The sequence below is a fragment of the Hyphococcus sp. genome, from assembly GCF_041986965.1.
Taxonomy (GTDB): domain Bacteria; phylum Pseudomonadota; class Alphaproteobacteria; order Caulobacterales; family Parvularculaceae; genus Hyphococcus.
This window is the reverse complement of the sequence record NZ_JBHIXB010000002.1, coordinates 968,579-984,381: the sequence shown is the minus strand read 5'-3', so window position 1 is coordinate 984,381 and position 15,803 is coordinate 968,579. Positions and strand designations below refer to the sequence as shown.

Below are 15,803 nucleotides of genomic sequence, written 5' to 3'. Positions count from 1 at the left end.
GTGGGGCTTCCCGGTTATAAGGCGACCGGGATGCGGCGTTCGGTCCAGCGGCTTGGCACTGGCGTTTACCGACGGTAGTTGATTATGTGTCATTCTGAGTAAAAACGGGGCGTTAAGCCGAAAGAGCGCGATGGTCGATTATAATGAAGCTTTCCGGGCGGCGGTGGACGCGGTTCGGGCCGAGGGCCGCTACCGGGTTTTTGCAGACCTGGAGCGCATTCGGGGGCAGTTCCCGAAAGCCCTTTATTATGGCGGTCACAATGAGCGCGAGCGTGAGCCGCGGGAAATCACCGTCTGGTGCTCCAACGATTATCTCGGCATGGGCCAGCATCCGGCGGTTGTCGGGGCTATGGAAGATACGCTCCGCAAAGTCGGCGCGGGCGCCGGCGGCACGCGCAATATCGCCGGCACGACCCATTATCATATGAAGCTTGAGCGCGCGCTTGCCGACCTTCACGGCAAGGAAGCGGCGCTGCTCTTCACATCCGGCTATGTTTCCAACGAAGCGACGCTGTCGACGATCTCGCGCATCCTGCCCGATTGCGTGATCCTCTCCGACGAGCTCAACCATGCGTCGATGATCGAGGGCATTCGCGGCGGCCGTTCCATCAAGCGCATCTGGCGCCATAACGATCTTGAGCACCTCGAAGAGCTGCTCGCCGAGCTGCCGGCGGATCGCCCGAAAGTGATCGCGTTTGAATCCGTCTATTCCATGGATGGCGATATCGCGCCCATGAAAGAGATTTGCGATCTTGCGGAAAAATACAACGCCTTCACCTATCTCGATGAAGTGCATGCGGTCGGTCTTTACGGGCTTCGCGGCGGCGGCGTTTCCGAACGCGACGGCGTTGCGCATCGCATCGACATCATCGAAGGAACGCTCGGCAAGGCGATTGGCGTCATGGGCGGCTATATCGCCGCGAACGCCGATATCGTCGACGCGATCCGTTCCTATGCGTCGGGCTTCATTTTTACGACGGCGCTGTCGCCTGTTCTCGTCGCCGGCGCGCTTGCGAGCGTCGAAACGCTCAAAGAGTCCAATCATCTTCGCGAACAGCATCAGGAGCGCGCGGCGCGCCTGAAAAAGCTCCTCGCCGATGAAGGCCTGCCGGTGATGGAATCAGTGAGCCACATCGTGCCGGTGAAGGTCGGCGATCCCGTGCATTGCAAGCGGGTTTCCGACTATCTGCTCGAACAGCACAACATCTATGTGCAGCCCATCAACTATCCGACCGTGCCAAAAGGAACGGAGCGTCTCAGATTCACGCCGACGCCGCTGCATACGGATGACCATATGGGCGATCTCATCAAGGCGCTCGACGATGTCTGGACCGCGCTGAAGTTGAAACGCGCCGCCTGACTCACGAGAGCCTGACGGCCGTAACTCATCGCGTCGAATAATACCCGCCCGAATAGCGCACATATTCGCGCGCCTTGCCGCTTTCGATCATCAGCGCTGCGACGTCCCCGCCATCGGCGAGGAAGCACTGGCCGACGATCCGGCCATAGCGGTCAATGTCGACCTCTTTGCAGCGAAGACGCTCGCCATGGGCGATTTCGCGCAAGGCCCGCTTGGCGGCGTTGCCGCCGGGCTGGCCCCGTTCCGGCGCATCGAGCCCCCAAAGACGGATCCGCGTTTCGACGCCATCGAGATAGAGCGTGTCGCCATCCACGACCCTGGTGACGACACCCTCATATTGATGGGTCGCCGCAAAAGCGTGAGGGGCGGTATTCGCCGCCGCCCAGGCAAGCGGAAGCGCCAGCGCGAGCGTCAGGGCGCTCGACCGGAGCTTCATCGCCTTGTTCGGCCGTTTCCGGGCTTTGCCGTTAGCGGCGGCCTTTTTGGCCGCCGGTTTGCGGGCTGGTTTTTTTGGGCGCATCACGCAACTCACACTCAGCTTTCTCTCCAATTGGTAATGTTAGAGAGCGGCTCTTACGCGGGCTTTAAGAGACTGGTTAGAAATGTAACCAACGCCTTTACGGCCGGGACTGGTCTTCGGACCGCGCCGTCCCTATGTTCCGCCGCGAAATGACGGCCCTGAACGACATATCGACCATTGACGCCCCGCGGATCGACCTCGGCGTGCCTGCGGGCGCGCGCGTGATCGTCGCCATGTCGGGCGGGGTCGACTCATCGGTCACGGCGGCGCTCGCGAAACTCGCCGGCTATGATGTGGTTGGCGTCACCCTGCAGCTTTACGATCATGGCGTCGCCATCCAGAAAAAAGGCGCCTGCTGCGCCGGGCAGGACATCCATGACGCCCGCCGGGTGGCCGAGGCCATGGGCTTTCCCCATTACGTGCTCGATTATGAAAACCGGTTCTCCGAAGCGGTGATGGAGGATTTCGCCGACACCTATCTCGCCGGGGCGACGCCGATCCCTTGCGTGCGCTGTAACGAGCGGGTGAAGTTCAAGGATCTGCTTGAAACTGCGCGCGATCTCGGCGGCACCGCCATGGCGACGGGGCATTATATTCGCCGCGTCGTGGGCCCGAACGGGCCGGAGATGCGCCGCGCCCATGATGCGTCGAAAGACCAGAGCTATTTCCTGTTCTCGACCAAGAAAGACCAGCTCGACTATTTGCGCTTCCCGCTGGGTGACATGCCCAAATCGGAAACGCGGCGGATTGCATCGGAGCTTGGGCTCGTTGTCGCTGACAAGCCGGACAGCCAGGACATCTGTTTCGTGCCCGAAGGCAAATACGCTTCCGTGGTCGAGCGGCTGCGCCCGGGCGCCGCTGAGCCCGGTGAGATCGTCCATGTGGACGGGACGGTGCTCGCACGCCATCAGGGCGTCATTCACTACACGGTGGGTCAGCGTCGTGGCCTCGGCGTTGCGGCGGGCGAGCCGCTTTATGTGGTGCGCCTCGACCCGGCCAAGCGGCAAGTGATTGTGGGGCCGCGCGAGGCGCTGATGGTCTCGCGCATCGCCCTGAAAGACGTCACCTGGCTCGGGGACGGCGATGGTGAGGCGGCGGCGCGCAGCGGGACTAAAATCGCTGTAAAAGTTCGATCCACCCGCCCGCCGGCGCCTGCGAAACTCATCTGGGATGAGGGTTGGGCGGTGGAGCTTGCCACGCCGGAAGAGGGCGTGGCGCCGGGCCAGGCTTGTGTCTTTTACTCGCCCGACGCCGCCCATGACCGCGTCCTTGGCGGCGGCTGGATCGCCGCTACGAAAGCCGCTGCATGATCGCCGTTCGTAAAATCACCGCGGCTGACGAAGACGCATGGCATCGCCTGTGGGCGGACTATCTTGATTTCTACAAGATGGAGCTGCCGCAGGCTCATGCCGACAGGCTTTTCCACAGCCTGACCAAAGGCGCGCCTTATTTCGGTTTTGTCGCGGAACAGAACGGCGCCGTCATCGGCTTTGTCCACGGTCTGCCGCATCCGTCCACATGGTCGGAGAGCGGCTATTGCTATCTCGAAGATCTATATGTTGACGCTGATGTGCGCAGCGGCGGCGCCGGCCGTGCGCTCATCAACGCCGTCTATGAGGAAGCCAAATCCCGGGGCCTCAGCCGTGTCTACTGGCACACCGACAAAGGCAATCAAACCGCGCGTAAACTCTATGATAAGGTTGCAACCTTAAGCGACTTCGTTCACTACCGGATGGACTAAGTTTGCTGCGCGGGGCGTTTCATGGCGAAGAAATTATATGACTGTGTGAAGTGTTCAGCCTATTGCTGTTCCTACACACATATTCCGGTGAACAAGGCGGACATAAAGCGGCTCGCCAAGTTTCACGGCATCTCTGAAGAAAAAGCCGAGAAGAAATTCACCAAAAAGGGCGATAAGGAAAATCCGCGGGTCATTCGCCACACGGATGACGAGCATTTCGTGACATCCTGCATGTTCCTCGACAAGGATACGCGCAACTGCACCATCTATGAAGGCCGCATGAAAATCTGCCGCGAATTTCCGACGCAAAAGCGTTGCGGTTATTATGAGTTTCTGAAATGGGAACGCGAAGTTCAGGACGATCCGGACTGGGTCGCCACCACGGACTAAGGCGCCATGGCCGAGGCAGTTGACGCAGTCGTTATCGGCGCCGGCGTCATTGGCCTCGCGGTTGGGCGGGCGCTGGCCAAAGCCGGCCGCGAAGTTTTCATTCTCGAAAAAAACGAAGCGTTCGGCGAAGAAACTTCCGCCCGCAATTCCGAAGTCATTCACGCGGGGCTTCAATATCGCCCCGGCGGCGTGCGCGCATCGCTGGCGCTCAAAGGCCGCGACATGCTCTATGCTTTTTGCGCCGAGCACAATGTCAGTCATTCCCGCTGCGGCAAGCTTCTCGTCGCCACCAGCGCAGAAGATATTCCGAAACTGACCGCGCTCAAGGAAAACGCTGAAAATAACGGCGTTGACGATCTCACCATTATCAGCGCGGAAGAGGCCTCGGCGCTGGAGCCGGGACTGCGCTCGTTCGGCGCAATCCGCTCGCCCTCATCGGGCATTGTCGACAGCCACGGGCTGATGCTCGCGCTTTTGGGTGAAGTGGAAAACCATGGCGGCGCGCTGGCGCTTTCATCGCCGGTCACCGGCGGGCGTGTTGCGAGCGACGGAATTGAACTTGAGGTGGGCGGCGCTGACCCTGTGACGCTGAAGGCGAAGACCGTCGTCAATTGCGGCGGTCTCTGGTCGGATCGTGTGGCGCGTTCGATTGCCGGCATTCCCGATGAAACGATCCCGCATCTGAAATATGGCAAGGGCCAGTATTTCACCTATGCCGGCAAGGCGCCGTTCTCGCGGCTGATCTATCCCTTGCCGGCGCCGGACAGTCAGGGCGTTCACTACACGCGCGATCTCGGCGGGCAGGGCAAGCTCGGGCCGGATCTCAAATATGTTGAGACGAATACGGATTATTCCGTGGATGAAAGCCGGCGGAGCGCTTTCGCCGCGGCGGCGCGCAAATTCTGGCCCGATATTGATGAGACGAAGCTTCAGCCCGGCTATGCCGGCATTCGGCCGAAACTGAAGGGGCCGGGGGAGGAGGGTGACTTTCTGTTCTCCACGTCCGAACTCCATGGCGTTCCGTTTTATCTTGGCCTTTACGGGATCGAATCGCCGGGCCTTACCACCTCGCTCGCGGTCGCTGACCGCGCGGCTGCGCTGGTCGCCGCTCAGGCGCAATAAGACGGCTTGCTGACGGCGATGGCGAAGGGGCGAAAAGTCCAGAGAATTAGCCTTGCGGGGCCGGGTGCTCCCCGCTATAGACCTCCGCTCCCGGCGGATGCGGCCTTGGCTCCCCGGACCCTTTTGGCGGGGTAGCTCAGTTGGTGAGAGCGCAGGATTCATAACCCTGAGGTCGGCGGTTCAAATCCGCCCCCCGCTACCAATCCCACAAAAAATCCCACTGATATGCGGCTCGTCCGGCGGCGAGACGGCGTCTTTCAGGAAATTTTATGTGCAGCGCAGAAAAAATGCGCTTTCCAATCATATAAGGATATGTTTATATCCTGATAGTATATATGGTATATGTACTAACAGGATAAAAATCATAGCGAAAACAGTGAATTGGGCCGCTGCAGATGAATCAGCCAGAGATTTCCTTCGAATTGTTCCCGCCCAAGCGCCCTGAGGGGGCGCCTAAAGTCATCGACGTGGCGAGTGAACTGGCCACGCTCGATCCCGACTTTATTTCGGTGACCTATGGGGCGGGCGGATCGTCTCGTGAGCGGACATTGGGGATTGCGGCTGCGCTGGCGGAGAAAGCTCCGGCGGCGGGGCACATCACCTGTGTGGGCGCCTCCCGCACGGAAGTCGATTCGGTGCTCAAGGAATATTGGGCCGCCGGCGTCCGGCGCATCGTGGCGCTGCGCGGCGATCCGGCGGAGGGGATCGGCGCCCTTTATGAACCGCATGCGGATGGATACGCCTATGCCGCCGATCTTGTCGCCGGCGCGAAGAATGTCGCGGACTTTGATATTTCTGTCGGTTGTTATCCTGAAACGCACCCGGAAGCGCGGGGTCTTCACGATGAACTCGACAATCTGAAACGCAAATTCGATGCGGGCGCGGACCGCGCGCTGACGCAGTTCTTTTTCGAGCCGGAGGTCTTCCTGCGCTATCGCGACGCCGCTACCGATTTCGGAATCGATAAACCCATCACGCCAGGCATCATGCTGCAATCGAACTTCAAGGGATTGCAGAAAATCGCACGGCTTTGCGGGGCGTTCACGCCGCTGAAAATCATACGCATCTACGAAGCCTGCGGGGATGACGCCGATGCGCGCGATCGCGCAACGGTGGAGATCACAACGTCGATCTGCGCGCGCCTCGCCAGCGAAGGCGTCGAGGCTTTTCATTTTTACGCCATGAACCGCGCGCCGCTCGCGATAGAGGTCTGCCGAAATCTTGGCCTCGCCAAAGACAGGAGAGCCGCATGAGTGAACGTCAGGACAGGATCGCCGCCCTGAAAGACGCTGTGAAGCAGCGCATCCTCGTTCTCGATGGCGGCTGGGGCGCGATGATCCAGCGCAAGGGGCTTGAGGAGGCGGATTATCGCGGCGAACGCTTTGCCGATCATCCGGGCCAGATGAAAGGCAATAACGACATATTGTGTCTTACGCGCCCCGATGTGGTCACCGACCTTCATGATACGTTTTACGCCGCCGGCGCCGATATTTCCGAGACCAACACGTTTTCATCGACCGTGATCGCCCAGGCGGATTACGATCTTGGCGCCGAAGAGGTTGTCGACATCAATAATGAAGGCGCGCGTCTCGCCCGTGCGAGCGCTGACGCCTGGACCGCCAAAGAGCCGGACAAGCCGCGCTTCGTTGCGGGGTCTATCGGGCCCATGAACAAGATGCTGTCCATGTCGCCCGATGTGAATGATCCGGGCGCGCGCGCCGTCACCTTCGACGAAGTCTATGACGCCTATCGCATGCAGGTCGAAGCGCTCTGTGAAGGCGGCGTCGACATGTATCTGATCGAAACCATCACCGACACATTGAATTGCAAGGCGGCGCTGAAGGCGATCAAGGATCTTGAGGCCGAAGGGATGGAGGCGTTGCCGATCTGGATTTCCGGCACGATCACCGACCGCTCGGGGCGCACGCTTTCCGGTCAGACGGTGGAGGCGTTCTGGAATTCCGTGCGTCACGCCAAACCTTTTGCGGTGGGATTGAACTGCGCGCTCGGCGCCGACCTGATGCGCCCGCATATCGCGACGCTGGCGCGGATCGCCGACACCCATGTCGCCGCCTATCCGAACGCCGGCCTTCCCAACGCTTTCGGCGAATATGAAGAAACGCCGGAGACAACTTCGGCGATGCTCGGCGAGTGGGCGGAGAGCGGGCTTGTTAATATCCTCGGCGGCTGTTGCGGCGCAACGCCCGAACATATCGCCGCCATTGCTGAAGCCGCATCGGGCGCCGCCCCGCGCGAAATTTCCGAACGCCCGCGCGCCATGCGTCTGTCGGGCCTTGAACCCTTTGAAGTCGCTTAATCCATGACAGAACAAACAGCCACTTTCATCAATATCGGTGAGCGCACCAACGTCACCGGCTCCGCCAGATTTCGGAAGATGATTTCCGAAGACCGCTATGCCGATGCGGTGGAGGTTGCGCGCCAGCAGGTCGAAAACGGCGCCCAGATCATCGACGTCAATATGGATGAGGGGATGCTTGACGGCCCCGAAGCCATGCGCACCTTTTTGAACCTGATCGCCGCCGAGCCGGATATCGCCCGCGTGCCGGTGATGATCGACTCGTCGAAATGGGAGGTGATCGAGGCGGGCCTTAAATGCGTGCAGGGCAAGGCGATCGTCAATTCCATTTCCCTGAAAGAAGGCGAAGAGCCGTTTCTGGAACAGGCGCGGGCGATTCTTTCCTATGGCGCTGCGACGGTCGTCATGGCGTTTGACGAAAAGGGACAGGCGGAAACGGCGGATGAGAAGGTGCGTATCTGCAAACGCGCCTATGACCTTCTGACCGAGAAAGTCGGCTTTCCGCCGGAAGACATTATTTTCGATCCTAATATTTTTGCGGTCGCGACGGGGATTGAAGAGCATAACGACTATGCCCGCGCCTTTATTGAAGCGGCGGGGCGCATTCGCGAAGACATGCCCGGCGTTCATGTTTCCGGCGGTCTTTCCAATGTGTCGTTTTCTTTCCGGGGCAATGAGCCTGTGCGCCGCGCCATGCACTCGGTCTTTCTCTATCACGCCATCAAGGCCGGGCTGAACATGGCGATCGTCAATGCCGGCCAGCTCGACATTTATGACGATATCGAACCGGAGCTGCGGGAACGCGTTGAGGATGTGATCCTCAATCGCCGCGACGATGCGACGGAACGCCTCCTGGATATCGCCGAACGCTATCGCGGCCAGAAGGGGCAGGTGCAGGAAAAAGATCTCGCCTGGCGCGAAAAGCCGGTGAACGAACGCCTTGTCCATGCGCTTGTCCATGGCGTCACTGAATATATCAACGAAGACACCGAAGAAGCGCGGCTCGCTGTCGAGCGCCCGCTCCATGTCATTGAAGGTCCGTTGATGGACGGGATGAATGTGGTCGGCGATCTTTTCGGCGACGGCAAAATGTTCCTGCCGCAGGTGGTGAAATCCGCCCGCGTCATGAAACAGGCCGTGGCGCATCTCTTTCCCTATATGGAAAAAGAAAAGGAAGAGATGGGCCTTGTCGGCAAATCCAACGGCAAGGTGGTGATGGCGACCGTCAAAGGCGACGTCCACGATATCGGCAAAAACATTGTCGGCGTTGTGCTTCAGTGCAACGGCTATGACGTCATCGATCTCGGCGTCATGGTTCCTTGCGAAACCATTCTCGACACGGCGGAAGAAGAAGACGCCGACATTATCGGCTTGTCAGGGCTGATCACGCCGTCGCTCGACGAGATGGTGTTTGTCGCCTCGGAAATGCAACGGCGCGGCATGACGAAACCGTTGCTGATCGGCGGCGCCACCACATCGCCGGCTCACACAGCGGTGAAGATCGAACCCGGCTATAATGCGGCGCCGACAATTCATGTCGCCGACGCCAGCCGGGCCGTGGGCGTTGTCTCCAACTTATTGTCGGATGACGCTCGTCCCAAACTCTGGGAAGAAACAAAGACCAAATACGCCAAGATGCGAGCCTCGCGCGCCGGCGGCGGACCGAAAGAACGTCTGACGCTTGGCGCTGCTCGTGCGGCGCGGTTCCAGCCGGACTGGAAAGCGCATGAGCCCCAAAAGCCTTCCTTCACCGGCGCGCAAGCCGTTGATAATGTTTCTCTTGAGGATGTGCTGCCGTTCATCGACTGGACGCCGTTTTTTATGAGCTGGGATATGCCCGGCCGCTATCCGCAGATACTGGAAGATTCAAAACGCGGCGAAGCGGCGCGAGGGCTTTGGGCCGACGCGCAGAAGATGCTCGATCAACTGGTCACGGAAAAATGGCTGACCTTGAAAGCCGCTGTCGGCTTCTGGCCCGCCAACCGGGAAGGTGACGACATCGCGCTGTGGGTGGATGACGCGCGCGACGCTGAACAGGCGCGGCTCTTCACCTTGCGCCAGCAGATCAAGAAAAAAGAAGGCGCCAATGTTGCGCTTTCCGACTTTCTGAAATCCAAAGGTGAGGGCGTCGACTGGATCGGTGGGTTTTGCGTCACCGCCGGTCACGGAGAACTGGAACGCGCCGAAGCCTTCAAGGCGGCGTATGACGATTATTCCTCGATCATGGTGAAGGCCTTGGCCGACCGTTTCGCGGAAGGTTTTGCGGAATATCTCCATGCGCGCGTGCGAAAAGAATTTTGGGGTTATGCGCCGGAGGAAGCGCTGTCGAATGAAGATCTGATCTCGGAAAAATATGCCGGCATTCGCCCGGCGCCGGGTTACCCTTCGCAGCCGGACCATACGGAAAAAGCGACTCTGTTCGATCTGCTCAATGCGCCGGCGCATGCGGGCGTTGAACTCACCTCCAGCTACGCCATGAACCCGCCGGCGAGTGTATCCGGCCTTTATTTCGCGCACCCGGACTCCCATTATTTCGCCCTCGGCAAGATTGAGCAGGATCAGGTTGAGGATTATGCGCGCCGCAAGGGCTGGGACCTGCAAACGGCTGAACGCTGGCTCGGTCCGGTCCTCAACTACAATCCGAATCGGGAATTACTTTCCAAAGCGTCATAATCAGGCCGCTTTCTTGTCTCCTAAAACGCTTTGCCTGAGCGGCGGTGTCTGTAATGATGCCGCCGCTTTGGGTGGCGAGGGAGACAAGAATGAAAAAATGCCTGTTTGGCTGGGGGCTTATCGCCTTTTTGCTTTCCGGCGCTGCGGCTATGGCTGAAGATCAGGCGTCAGCGCCTGCCGTTGCCGAGGAAGTGATGGAAGCGGCGCCCGAAACCGTCTCTGACACGCCGCTTGCTCTTGATCTTCTGATCGCGCATCTGGGGGAGGGGGAAGGCCCCGTGCGGGTCAGCATCGAAACCGAAGGAAGCTGGTTCGTCGATGACGCTGAGCCGTTCCGCACGTTCACCCTGCCGCGCACGCAGGAAGGAGAGGTTGCGTTGCATGTGGATGACCTGCCTCCCGGCGACTATGCGATCAGAGTGTTCCACGACGAGGACGGCGATAATAAGCTGAACCGGCGGTTTTATGGTCCGCCGAAAGAGCCTTATGGATTTTCTGGCGAGAAAACAGACCGGATGATGCCGAAATCATTCGACTATGCGAAGTTTCACTTCGACAAGCCGATGAAGATGACAATCACTTTGCGCGGATAGGCTCTGCGACGCCTTTATCGGTTTTCATCAGCTGATCCCAGAACCGGAAATAAAGGCCGTAATTGGCGTTATAGTTTGTGTGGTGAACATTGTGGTGGCTTGCGGAAATGAAATGCGCGCCAAACAGTCCCTTCACCCAGCCTTCGGGTATGATTTCCCAGCCGGCATGATTGGCGACGCTGCAATAGGTCATGAACACCAGCACGAATAAAACCGCGCCGACATGGATCGGGATGAAAAGCGCCGCCGCCGGCAATATCCAGGCGGAGATGATCGCTTCCCACGGGTGAAAGGAAAAAGCCGCCCATGGCGTCGGCTGGCGCGAGCGGTGATGGGCGAGATGCGTCGCCCGAAACAGTTTCGGATGATGCATCAGGCGATGGGTCCAGTAGAAATAGGCGTCATGGATAAAGAGAAAAATGAAGATGCTGACGGGAACGTAAAGCCAGCCCGCGACGCCTTGAATCGGCCCGGCGTAAATTGCCGTGCCGCCATGGCGGAACATTTCGAACACGATCGCGCCGGGCGCGGCGTATATCGCTGATGAGGCGAGCGACATGATAATCTCGTGCCGCACTGTTTTTGCATCTGGCCGTCTTTCGGCGAGGCGGCGCGCGCCGACCTTTTCTTCAGGCCGTCCCCAGAGCAGAAAATAAAAGAGGCCGGCAATAAGGAAATAGCGCGCCCAAATGATCGCCGTCAGTTGGAGATAGGTTACGGCGAGGTCGGGTGCGGTCACGGGCGAAGAGCCTTGTTATCAAGCGCGAAGGTCAATTTTAATCGGCCAGACTATCGCCTATAACCTCCAACTCTGGCAATGGAGGCGGTGTGAGTATATCGGGCAAGGCAGAGATCGCGATTGCGGGGGGCGGGCTTTCAGGCGCGCTGATCGCCTATCGCCTTCGTCTTGAGCGCCCGGATGTGTCTGTCATCCTCATCGACCAGGGCGCGTCGCTTGGCGGCAATCATACCTGGTCATTTCATGGCGCTGACGTCAGCGCTGATACTTATTCATGGCTGTCGGCTTTTGTCGTTCATCGCTGGTCGCGCCAGTCAGTGCGCTTTCCTGATTATGCTCGCGAACTTCAAACCTCTTACTGTTCCATCTCGTCGTCGCGACTTCATGACGTCGTGGCGCCGCTGCTCGGCGACGGGCTGGCGCTGAATGCGACTATAGAGAAAGTTGCGCCGGACAGGGTCGAGCTCCTCAATGGCGATGTGATCGAGGCGAAAGCGGTGATTGACGCCCGCGGCGCAAAAGAGAGCAACCATCTTGCGCTCGGCTTTCAGAAATTTGTGGGCCAGGAGATCGAATTCGCCGCGCCGCACGGCCTTGATGCGCCAATTATTATGGATGCGACGGTTCCCCAGGAAGACGGGTATCGCTTTATCTATGTTCTTCCCTTCACGGACAGGACTGCGCTGGTGGAGGATACGCGCTATGCCGATGGCGAGGCGCTTGACCGTGACGCGTTGAGGCGGGGCGTCTCTGACTATTGCGCGGCGCAGGGCTGGGCGGTCGCGAAGGTCCTTCGGGAAGAAGAAGGCGTCTTGCCCATCGCGCTTGCGGGCGACATTGACGGTTACCTCAACGAAGCAGATAGCGGCGTCGCTCAGGCCGGCATGCGTGCGGCGCTGTTTCATCCGCTGACCGGTTATTCCTTGCCCGACGCCGCCGCTCTGGCGGAGTTGATTGCCGCGCAGCCGGATCTGTCGGGCCCGGCGCTGGCGCGCTTTTCGCGCGATCATGCTGCATCTTTATGGAAAAGGCGTGGCTTTTATCGCCTGTTAAGCCGTATGCTGTTCACGGCCGCCGCGCCCGATCAGCGTTATAAGGTGCTGCAACGATTTTACACTTTGCCGCAGCCGCTGATCGAACGATTTTATGCAGGTGCAACACATCTTGGTGATCAGGCGCGCATTCTGGCCGGAAAACCGCCGGTGCCGGTGGGGCGGGCCCTTGGCTGTCTCAGTGAAGACACGTATTTGAAAAGCGCCATGACGGCGCAACGATAAGGCGGGACATGTCCACAGCAGCAGTGATCGGTTCGGGATTTGGCGGGCTTGCGCTCGCCATTCGGCTACAGTCAGCGGGCATTCAAACACGGCTGTTTGAAAAACGCGACCGGCTGGGCGGGCGCGCCTATGTATACCAACAGGACGGTTTCACCTTTGACGCAGGGCCGACCGTGGTCACGGACCCGTCCGCGCTTGAGGAATTATTTGAACTCAGCGGCGCCAAGCTTTCCGACTATGTCGAGCTGTTGAATGTCGACCCCTTTTACCGGCTTTTATGGGAAGACGGTTATTCCTTCGATTATTGCAGCGACGAGGCGCGGCTTTTGGAACAGATCCGCGCCAAGAACCCGCCCGACGCCGAAGGCTATGAGCGGTTTCACGAATATTCCCTTGAGCTTTTCCGGGAAGGTTATCTGAAACTCGGCGCCGTGCCGTTTTTGAATTTCTGGTCGATGATCCGTGTTGCGCCGCAGCTTATCGGGCTTCAGAGCTATCGCAGCGTCTATGACCGGCTTGGCGACTTCGTGAAAGATCCGCAACTGCGTCAGGCGTTTTCCTTTCATACGCTGTTAGTCGGCGGCGATCCATTCAAGACGTCGGCGATCTATGCGTTGATCCATGCACTGGAGCGCAAATGGGGCGTGTGGTTTCCCCGCGGCGGCACCGGCGCGCTGATCGCAGGCATGGGTCGGCTCTTCACCGATCTCGGCGGCGAAATTCACATGAATGCGCCGGTGAAAGAAGTGACGGTCGAAGACGATCAGGCGCGAGAGGTTATCCTTGAAAGCGGAGACCGGTTTGCCGTCGACGCCGTCGCATCCAACGCCGACATTGTTCACACCTACGAAAAGCTTCTCGGCAAAACGCCATCCGCGGCGCGCAAGGGCCGGCAGTTGAAGGGTAAGCGGTTTTCGAACTCGCTTTTCGTCGCGTATTTTGGCTTGAAGAAAAAACACCCCGATATCGCCCACCACTCGATTATTTTCGGGCCGCGCTATCGTGAACTGATTTCCGAAATTTTCTCCGGACCTGATCTGCCGGATGACTTCTCACTCTATCTGCACCGTCCGACGGCGACGGACCCGGCGCTGGCGCCGCCGGGATGCGACGGGTTTTACGTGCTCTCGCCCGTGCCTAATCTCGGCAAGGCGAACATCGACTGGTCGGTGGAAGGGCCGAAATATCGCGATCGTATTTTCAGTTATCTTGAAGAGCGTTACATCCCCGGCCTGACGGAAGACCTCGTGACGTCGCGCATTTTCACGCCGGCGGATTTTGAAACGGAGCTGAATGCGCATCTCGGATCAGCCTTTTCCATTGAGCCGATTCTAACCCAGTCCGCGTTTTTCAGGGTTCACAATCGCGACGACCAGATTCCCAATCTTTATTTTGTCGGGGCCGGCACCCATCCAGGCGCCGGCATTCCGGGCGTTGTGGGATCCGCCAAGGCGACCGCCGGGCTTATGCTGGAAGCTTTTGGCGCCGCCGCGCCGTCAAAGGCGGCGGAATAGGTGAGCGTTTCCGCAGCACAAAGTGCGGGCTCTCGCGATGCGCTCTCCGCCTATGGCAAGCAAACCATCAAGCAGGGGTCGAAAAGCTTTGCGCTTGCTTCACTGCTCTTCGGCCGTGACATGCAGGCCGATGCGCAGATGCTCTACGCCTGGTGCCGCCATTGCGACGACGTGATTGACGGGCAGTCCATGGGCGAGGATGCGCCGGACGCAGAAATGACGGCGGCGGAACGCCAGCGCCGCCTGGAACGCCTTCGTGAGAAGACGCGCCGCAGTCTTAATGGCGAACGCATTGGCGAACCGGCTTTTGACGCCTTTGCGGAAGTGGCGGCGCGCCATCAGTTGCCGGAGCAATATCCGTTCGATCTCTTGGCGGGGTTCGCCCTCGACGCTGAAGAGGCGAGATTTGAAACGCTCGACGATACGTTGCGCTATTGTTACGGCGTCGCCGGTGTCGTGGGGATCATGATGGCGATCCTCATGGGCGTGGACCGCGACGACGAAGAAACGCTCGATCGCGCCTGCGACCTCGGGCTCGCCTTTCAGATCACCAATATCTGCCGGGATATTTATGACGATGCACGGGCCGGGCGGGTCTATGTTCCCGCTGCGATGCTGGCCGCGGAAGGCGTTGCATCAGAGCCGGCTGCGCTTCTTGATGAGGCGAACAAGGAAAGCGTCTGGCGTGTCGCTATTTCGCTGCTGGACATCGCCGATGAGTACTATGTTTCTGCAACTGCAGGCGTGCGGCGCCTGCCGCCGCGGGCGGCGGCGGCGGTGGCGGCGGCGCGCAATATCTATCGCGATATTGGCAGACGCATTCGCGATGGCGGGCCGGATGTCTGGCGCGCGCGCGTGGCTGTCCCGGGGCCGCGGAAAACTATGCTCGCGATCTCAGGACTTTTCACCGGCGCGCCCTCTGCGATTTTTTTGAAGACGTTGAAGACCCTGCCGAAAGGCGCGCTCTGGCGTCGCCAGTCTATGTGACCGGAGGCTGCTCGAGCGGCGGCAGATTGCTTTTGACCGATGCAGCGCGCAGTCTTGCGCCTTCGGTTTTTTTCATCATCTGTTTCAAATGTTGCGGGCTCGGTGCGAAGATAAAGCCGAAAGAAACGCAGCCTTCTTTCGATTCAACGGCATGATGGAGGCGATGCGCCTGAACCACGCGCGCAAGATATCCCTTCTTTGGCCGCAACCCGAAATCCATGCGCCGATGCACCAGAATGTCGTGAAAGAAAAAATAAATGAGGCCGTAGCCGAGAATGCCGATCCCTGCGGCGAGCGCCGCCGGCCAGCCATTCACGCCGATATAAATGAGCGCGATTGACGGAACCGAAAAGATCACCGCAAACCAGTCATTCTTTTCAAAGGCGCCCATGCGCGGTTCGTGATGGGATTTATGCAACGACCATAAAAAGCCATGCATCACATAACGATGTGTCAGCCAGGCGACGCCTTCCATCAACAGGATGAAGGCGATGACAATGGCGATGAAGGTAAGCGGCGACATGGGAATGACTATAACAGGCCGGATCCGCTTTCGCGACGCGGCGAAAC

The 15,803-nt window shown here is 59.2% G+C and carries 15 protein-coding genes and 1 tRNA gene; 13 read left to right on the top strand and 3 right to left on the bottom strand.

The genetic code is table 11. The features are described 5' to 3' along the window. Nucleotides 1-130 precede the first annotated feature (130 nt). The gene (hemA, locus tag ACFC5L_RS13665) at nt 131-1,360 is read left to right on the top strand and encodes a 5-aminolevulinate synthase (RefSeq protein ID WP_375202381.1); all 1,230 of its coding nucleotides are present in this window, start codon (nt 131-133) and stop codon (nt 1,358-1,360) included. A gap of 25 nt (nt 1,361-1,385) precedes the next feature. Here the strand turns inward: hemA and ACFC5L_RS13660 are convergent, their stop codons facing one another. Continuing rightward, a complete protein-coding gene (locus tag ACFC5L_RS13660) occupies nt 1,386-1,880 on the bottom strand; it encodes a thermonuclease family protein (protein WP_375202382.1) in 495 nt (164 codons plus the stop codon). A 149-nt stretch (nt 1,881-2,029) separates the two neighbouring features. Between ACFC5L_RS13660 and mnmA the strand changes: the two genes are divergently transcribed. The 9 genes from mnmA (at nt 2,030) to ACFC5L_RS13615 (ending at nt 10,716) form a co-directional block, all read left to right on the top strand. Next, nucleotides 2,030-3,190, top strand: coding sequence for a tRNA 2-thiouridine(34) synthase MnmA (gene mnmA, locus ACFC5L_RS13655; protein WP_375203274.1), 1,161 nt, complete (start codon nt 2,030-2,032; stop codon nt 3,188-3,190). Next, a complete protein-coding gene (locus tag ACFC5L_RS13650) occupies nt 3,187-3,621 on the top strand; it encodes a GNAT family N-acetyltransferase (RefSeq protein WP_375202383.1) in 435 nt (144 codons plus the stop codon). Before mnmA ends, ACFC5L_RS13650 begins: the two co-directional genes overlap by 4 nt. 21 nt (nt 3,622-3,642) lie before the next feature. Beyond that, nucleotides 3,643-4,011 carry a YkgJ family cysteine cluster protein gene (locus ACFC5L_RS13645; RefSeq protein ID WP_375202384.1) on the top strand — a complete coding sequence of 123 codons (369 nt, stop codon included), beginning with the start codon at nt 3,643-3,645 and terminating at the stop codon, nt 4,009-4,011. A 6-nt stretch (nt 4,012-4,017) separates the two neighbouring features. Further along, on the top strand, nt 4,018-5,133 hold the full coding sequence (locus tag ACFC5L_RS13640; protein WP_375202385.1) for an NAD(P)/FAD-dependent oxidoreductase: 1,116 nt from the start codon (nt 4,018-4,020) through the stop codon (nt 5,131-5,133). A gap of 125 nt (nt 5,134-5,258) precedes the next feature. Next, nucleotides 5,259-5,335, top strand: a tRNA-Met gene (locus ACFC5L_RS13635). A gap of 193 nt (nt 5,336-5,528) precedes the next feature. Beyond that, nucleotides 5,529-6,386: a methylenetetrahydrofolate reductase gene (locus ACFC5L_RS13630; protein WP_375202386.1), complete on the top strand. Its 858-nt coding sequence runs from the start codon at nt 5,529-5,531 to the stop codon at nt 6,384-6,386. Further along, the gene (locus ACFC5L_RS13625; RefSeq protein ID WP_375202387.1) at nt 6,383-7,450 is read left to right on the top strand and encodes a homocysteine S-methyltransferase family protein; all 1,068 of its coding nucleotides are present in this window, start codon (nt 6,383-6,385) and stop codon (nt 7,448-7,450) included. Before ACFC5L_RS13630 ends, ACFC5L_RS13625 begins: the two co-directional genes overlap by 4 nt. 3 nt (nt 7,451-7,453) lie before the next feature. Then, nucleotides 7,454-10,123 (top strand): methionine synthase, encoded by a 2,670-nt coding sequence (gene metH, locus ACFC5L_RS13620; RefSeq protein ID WP_375202388.1) that lies wholly within the window; start codon nt 7,454-7,456, stop codon nt 10,121-10,123. An 89-nt stretch (nt 10,124-10,212) separates the two neighbouring features. Continuing rightward, a complete protein-coding gene (locus ACFC5L_RS13615) occupies nt 10,213-10,716 on the top strand; it encodes a DUF2141 domain-containing protein (protein WP_375202389.1) in 504 nt (167 codons plus the stop codon). On the opposite strand, the gene ACFC5L_RS13610 is transcribed toward ACFC5L_RS13615, so the two are convergent. Beyond that, nucleotides 10,700-11,455 carry a sterol desaturase family protein gene (locus tag ACFC5L_RS13610; protein WP_375202390.1) on the bottom strand — a complete coding sequence of 252 codons (756 nt, stop codon included), beginning with the start codon at nt 11,453-11,455 and terminating at the stop codon, nt 10,700-10,702. The two genes, ACFC5L_RS13615 and ACFC5L_RS13610, sit on opposite strands and share 17 nt — an antisense overlap. Nucleotides 11,456-11,544: 89 nt before the next feature. Between ACFC5L_RS13610 and crtY the strand changes: the two genes are divergently transcribed. From crtY to ACFC5L_RS13595, 3 genes are read left to right on the top strand one after another with little or no spacing between them, the layout of a single operon-like run. Beyond that, nucleotides 11,545-12,732 (top strand): lycopene beta-cyclase CrtY, encoded by a 1,188-nt coding sequence (gene crtY / locus ACFC5L_RS13605; protein WP_375202391.1) that lies wholly within the window; start codon nt 11,545-11,547, stop codon nt 12,730-12,732. 8 nt (nt 12,733-12,740) lie between these two features. Next, complete coding sequence (locus ACFC5L_RS13600; RefSeq protein WP_375202392.1) at nt 12,741-14,246, top strand: phytoene desaturase; 1,506 nt, start codon at nt 12,741-12,743, stop codon at nt 14,244-14,246. Next, nucleotides 14,247-15,233: a phytoene/squalene synthase family protein gene (locus ACFC5L_RS13595; protein WP_375202393.1), complete on the top strand. Its 987-nt coding sequence runs from the start codon at nt 14,247-14,249 to the stop codon at nt 15,231-15,233. It abuts the gene before it with no gap. On the opposite strand, the gene ACFC5L_RS13590 is transcribed toward ACFC5L_RS13595, so the two are convergent. Beyond that, a complete protein-coding gene (locus tag ACFC5L_RS13590; protein ID WP_375202394.1) occupies nt 15,226-15,756 on the bottom strand; it encodes a sterol desaturase family protein in 531 nt (176 codons plus the stop codon). The two genes, ACFC5L_RS13595 and ACFC5L_RS13590, sit on opposite strands and share 8 nt — an antisense overlap. Nucleotides 15,757-15,803 lie beyond the last annotated feature (47 nt).

Bases quoted from the DNA above. Each gene is read 5' to 3' on its own strand.
- hemA (WP_375202381.1), top strand. From the start codon at position 131: ATGGTCGATTATAATGAAGCTTTCCGGGCGGCGGTGGACGCGGTTCGG.
- ACFC5L_RS13660 (WP_375202382.1), bottom strand. From the start codon at position 1,880: ATGCGCCCAAAAAAACCAGCCCGCAAACCGGCGGCCAAAAAGGCCGCC.
- mnmA (WP_375203274.1), top strand. From the start codon at position 2,030: ATGACGGCCCTGAACGACATATCGACCATTGACGCCCCGCGGATCGAC.
- ACFC5L_RS13650 (WP_375202383.1), top strand. From the start codon at position 3,187: ATGATCGCCGTTCGTAAAATCACCGCGGCTGACGAAGACGCATGGCAT.
- ACFC5L_RS13645 (WP_375202384.1), top strand. From the start codon at position 3,643: ATGGCGAAGAAATTATATGACTGTGTGAAGTGTTCAGCCTATTGCTGT.
- ACFC5L_RS13640 (WP_375202385.1), top strand. From the start codon at position 4,018: ATGGCCGAGGCAGTTGACGCAGTCGTTATCGGCGCCGGCGTCATTGGC.
- ACFC5L_RS13630 (WP_375202386.1), top strand. From the start codon at position 5,529: ATGAATCAGCCAGAGATTTCCTTCGAATTGTTCCCGCCCAAGCGCCCT.
- ACFC5L_RS13625 (WP_375202387.1), top strand. From the start codon at position 6,383: ATGAGTGAACGTCAGGACAGGATCGCCGCCCTGAAAGACGCTGTGAAG.
- metH (WP_375202388.1), top strand. From the start codon at position 7,454: ATGACAGAACAAACAGCCACTTTCATCAATATCGGTGAGCGCACCAAC.
- ACFC5L_RS13615 (WP_375202389.1), top strand. From the start codon at position 10,213: ATGAAAAAATGCCTGTTTGGCTGGGGGCTTATCGCCTTTTTGCTTTCC.
- ACFC5L_RS13600 (WP_375202392.1), top strand. From the start codon at position 12,741: ATGTCCACAGCAGCAGTGATCGGTTCGGGATTTGGCGGGCTTGCGCTC.
- ACFC5L_RS13590 (WP_375202394.1), bottom strand. From the start codon at position 15,756: ATGTCGCCGCTTACCTTCATCGCCATTGTCATCGCCTTCATCCTGTTG.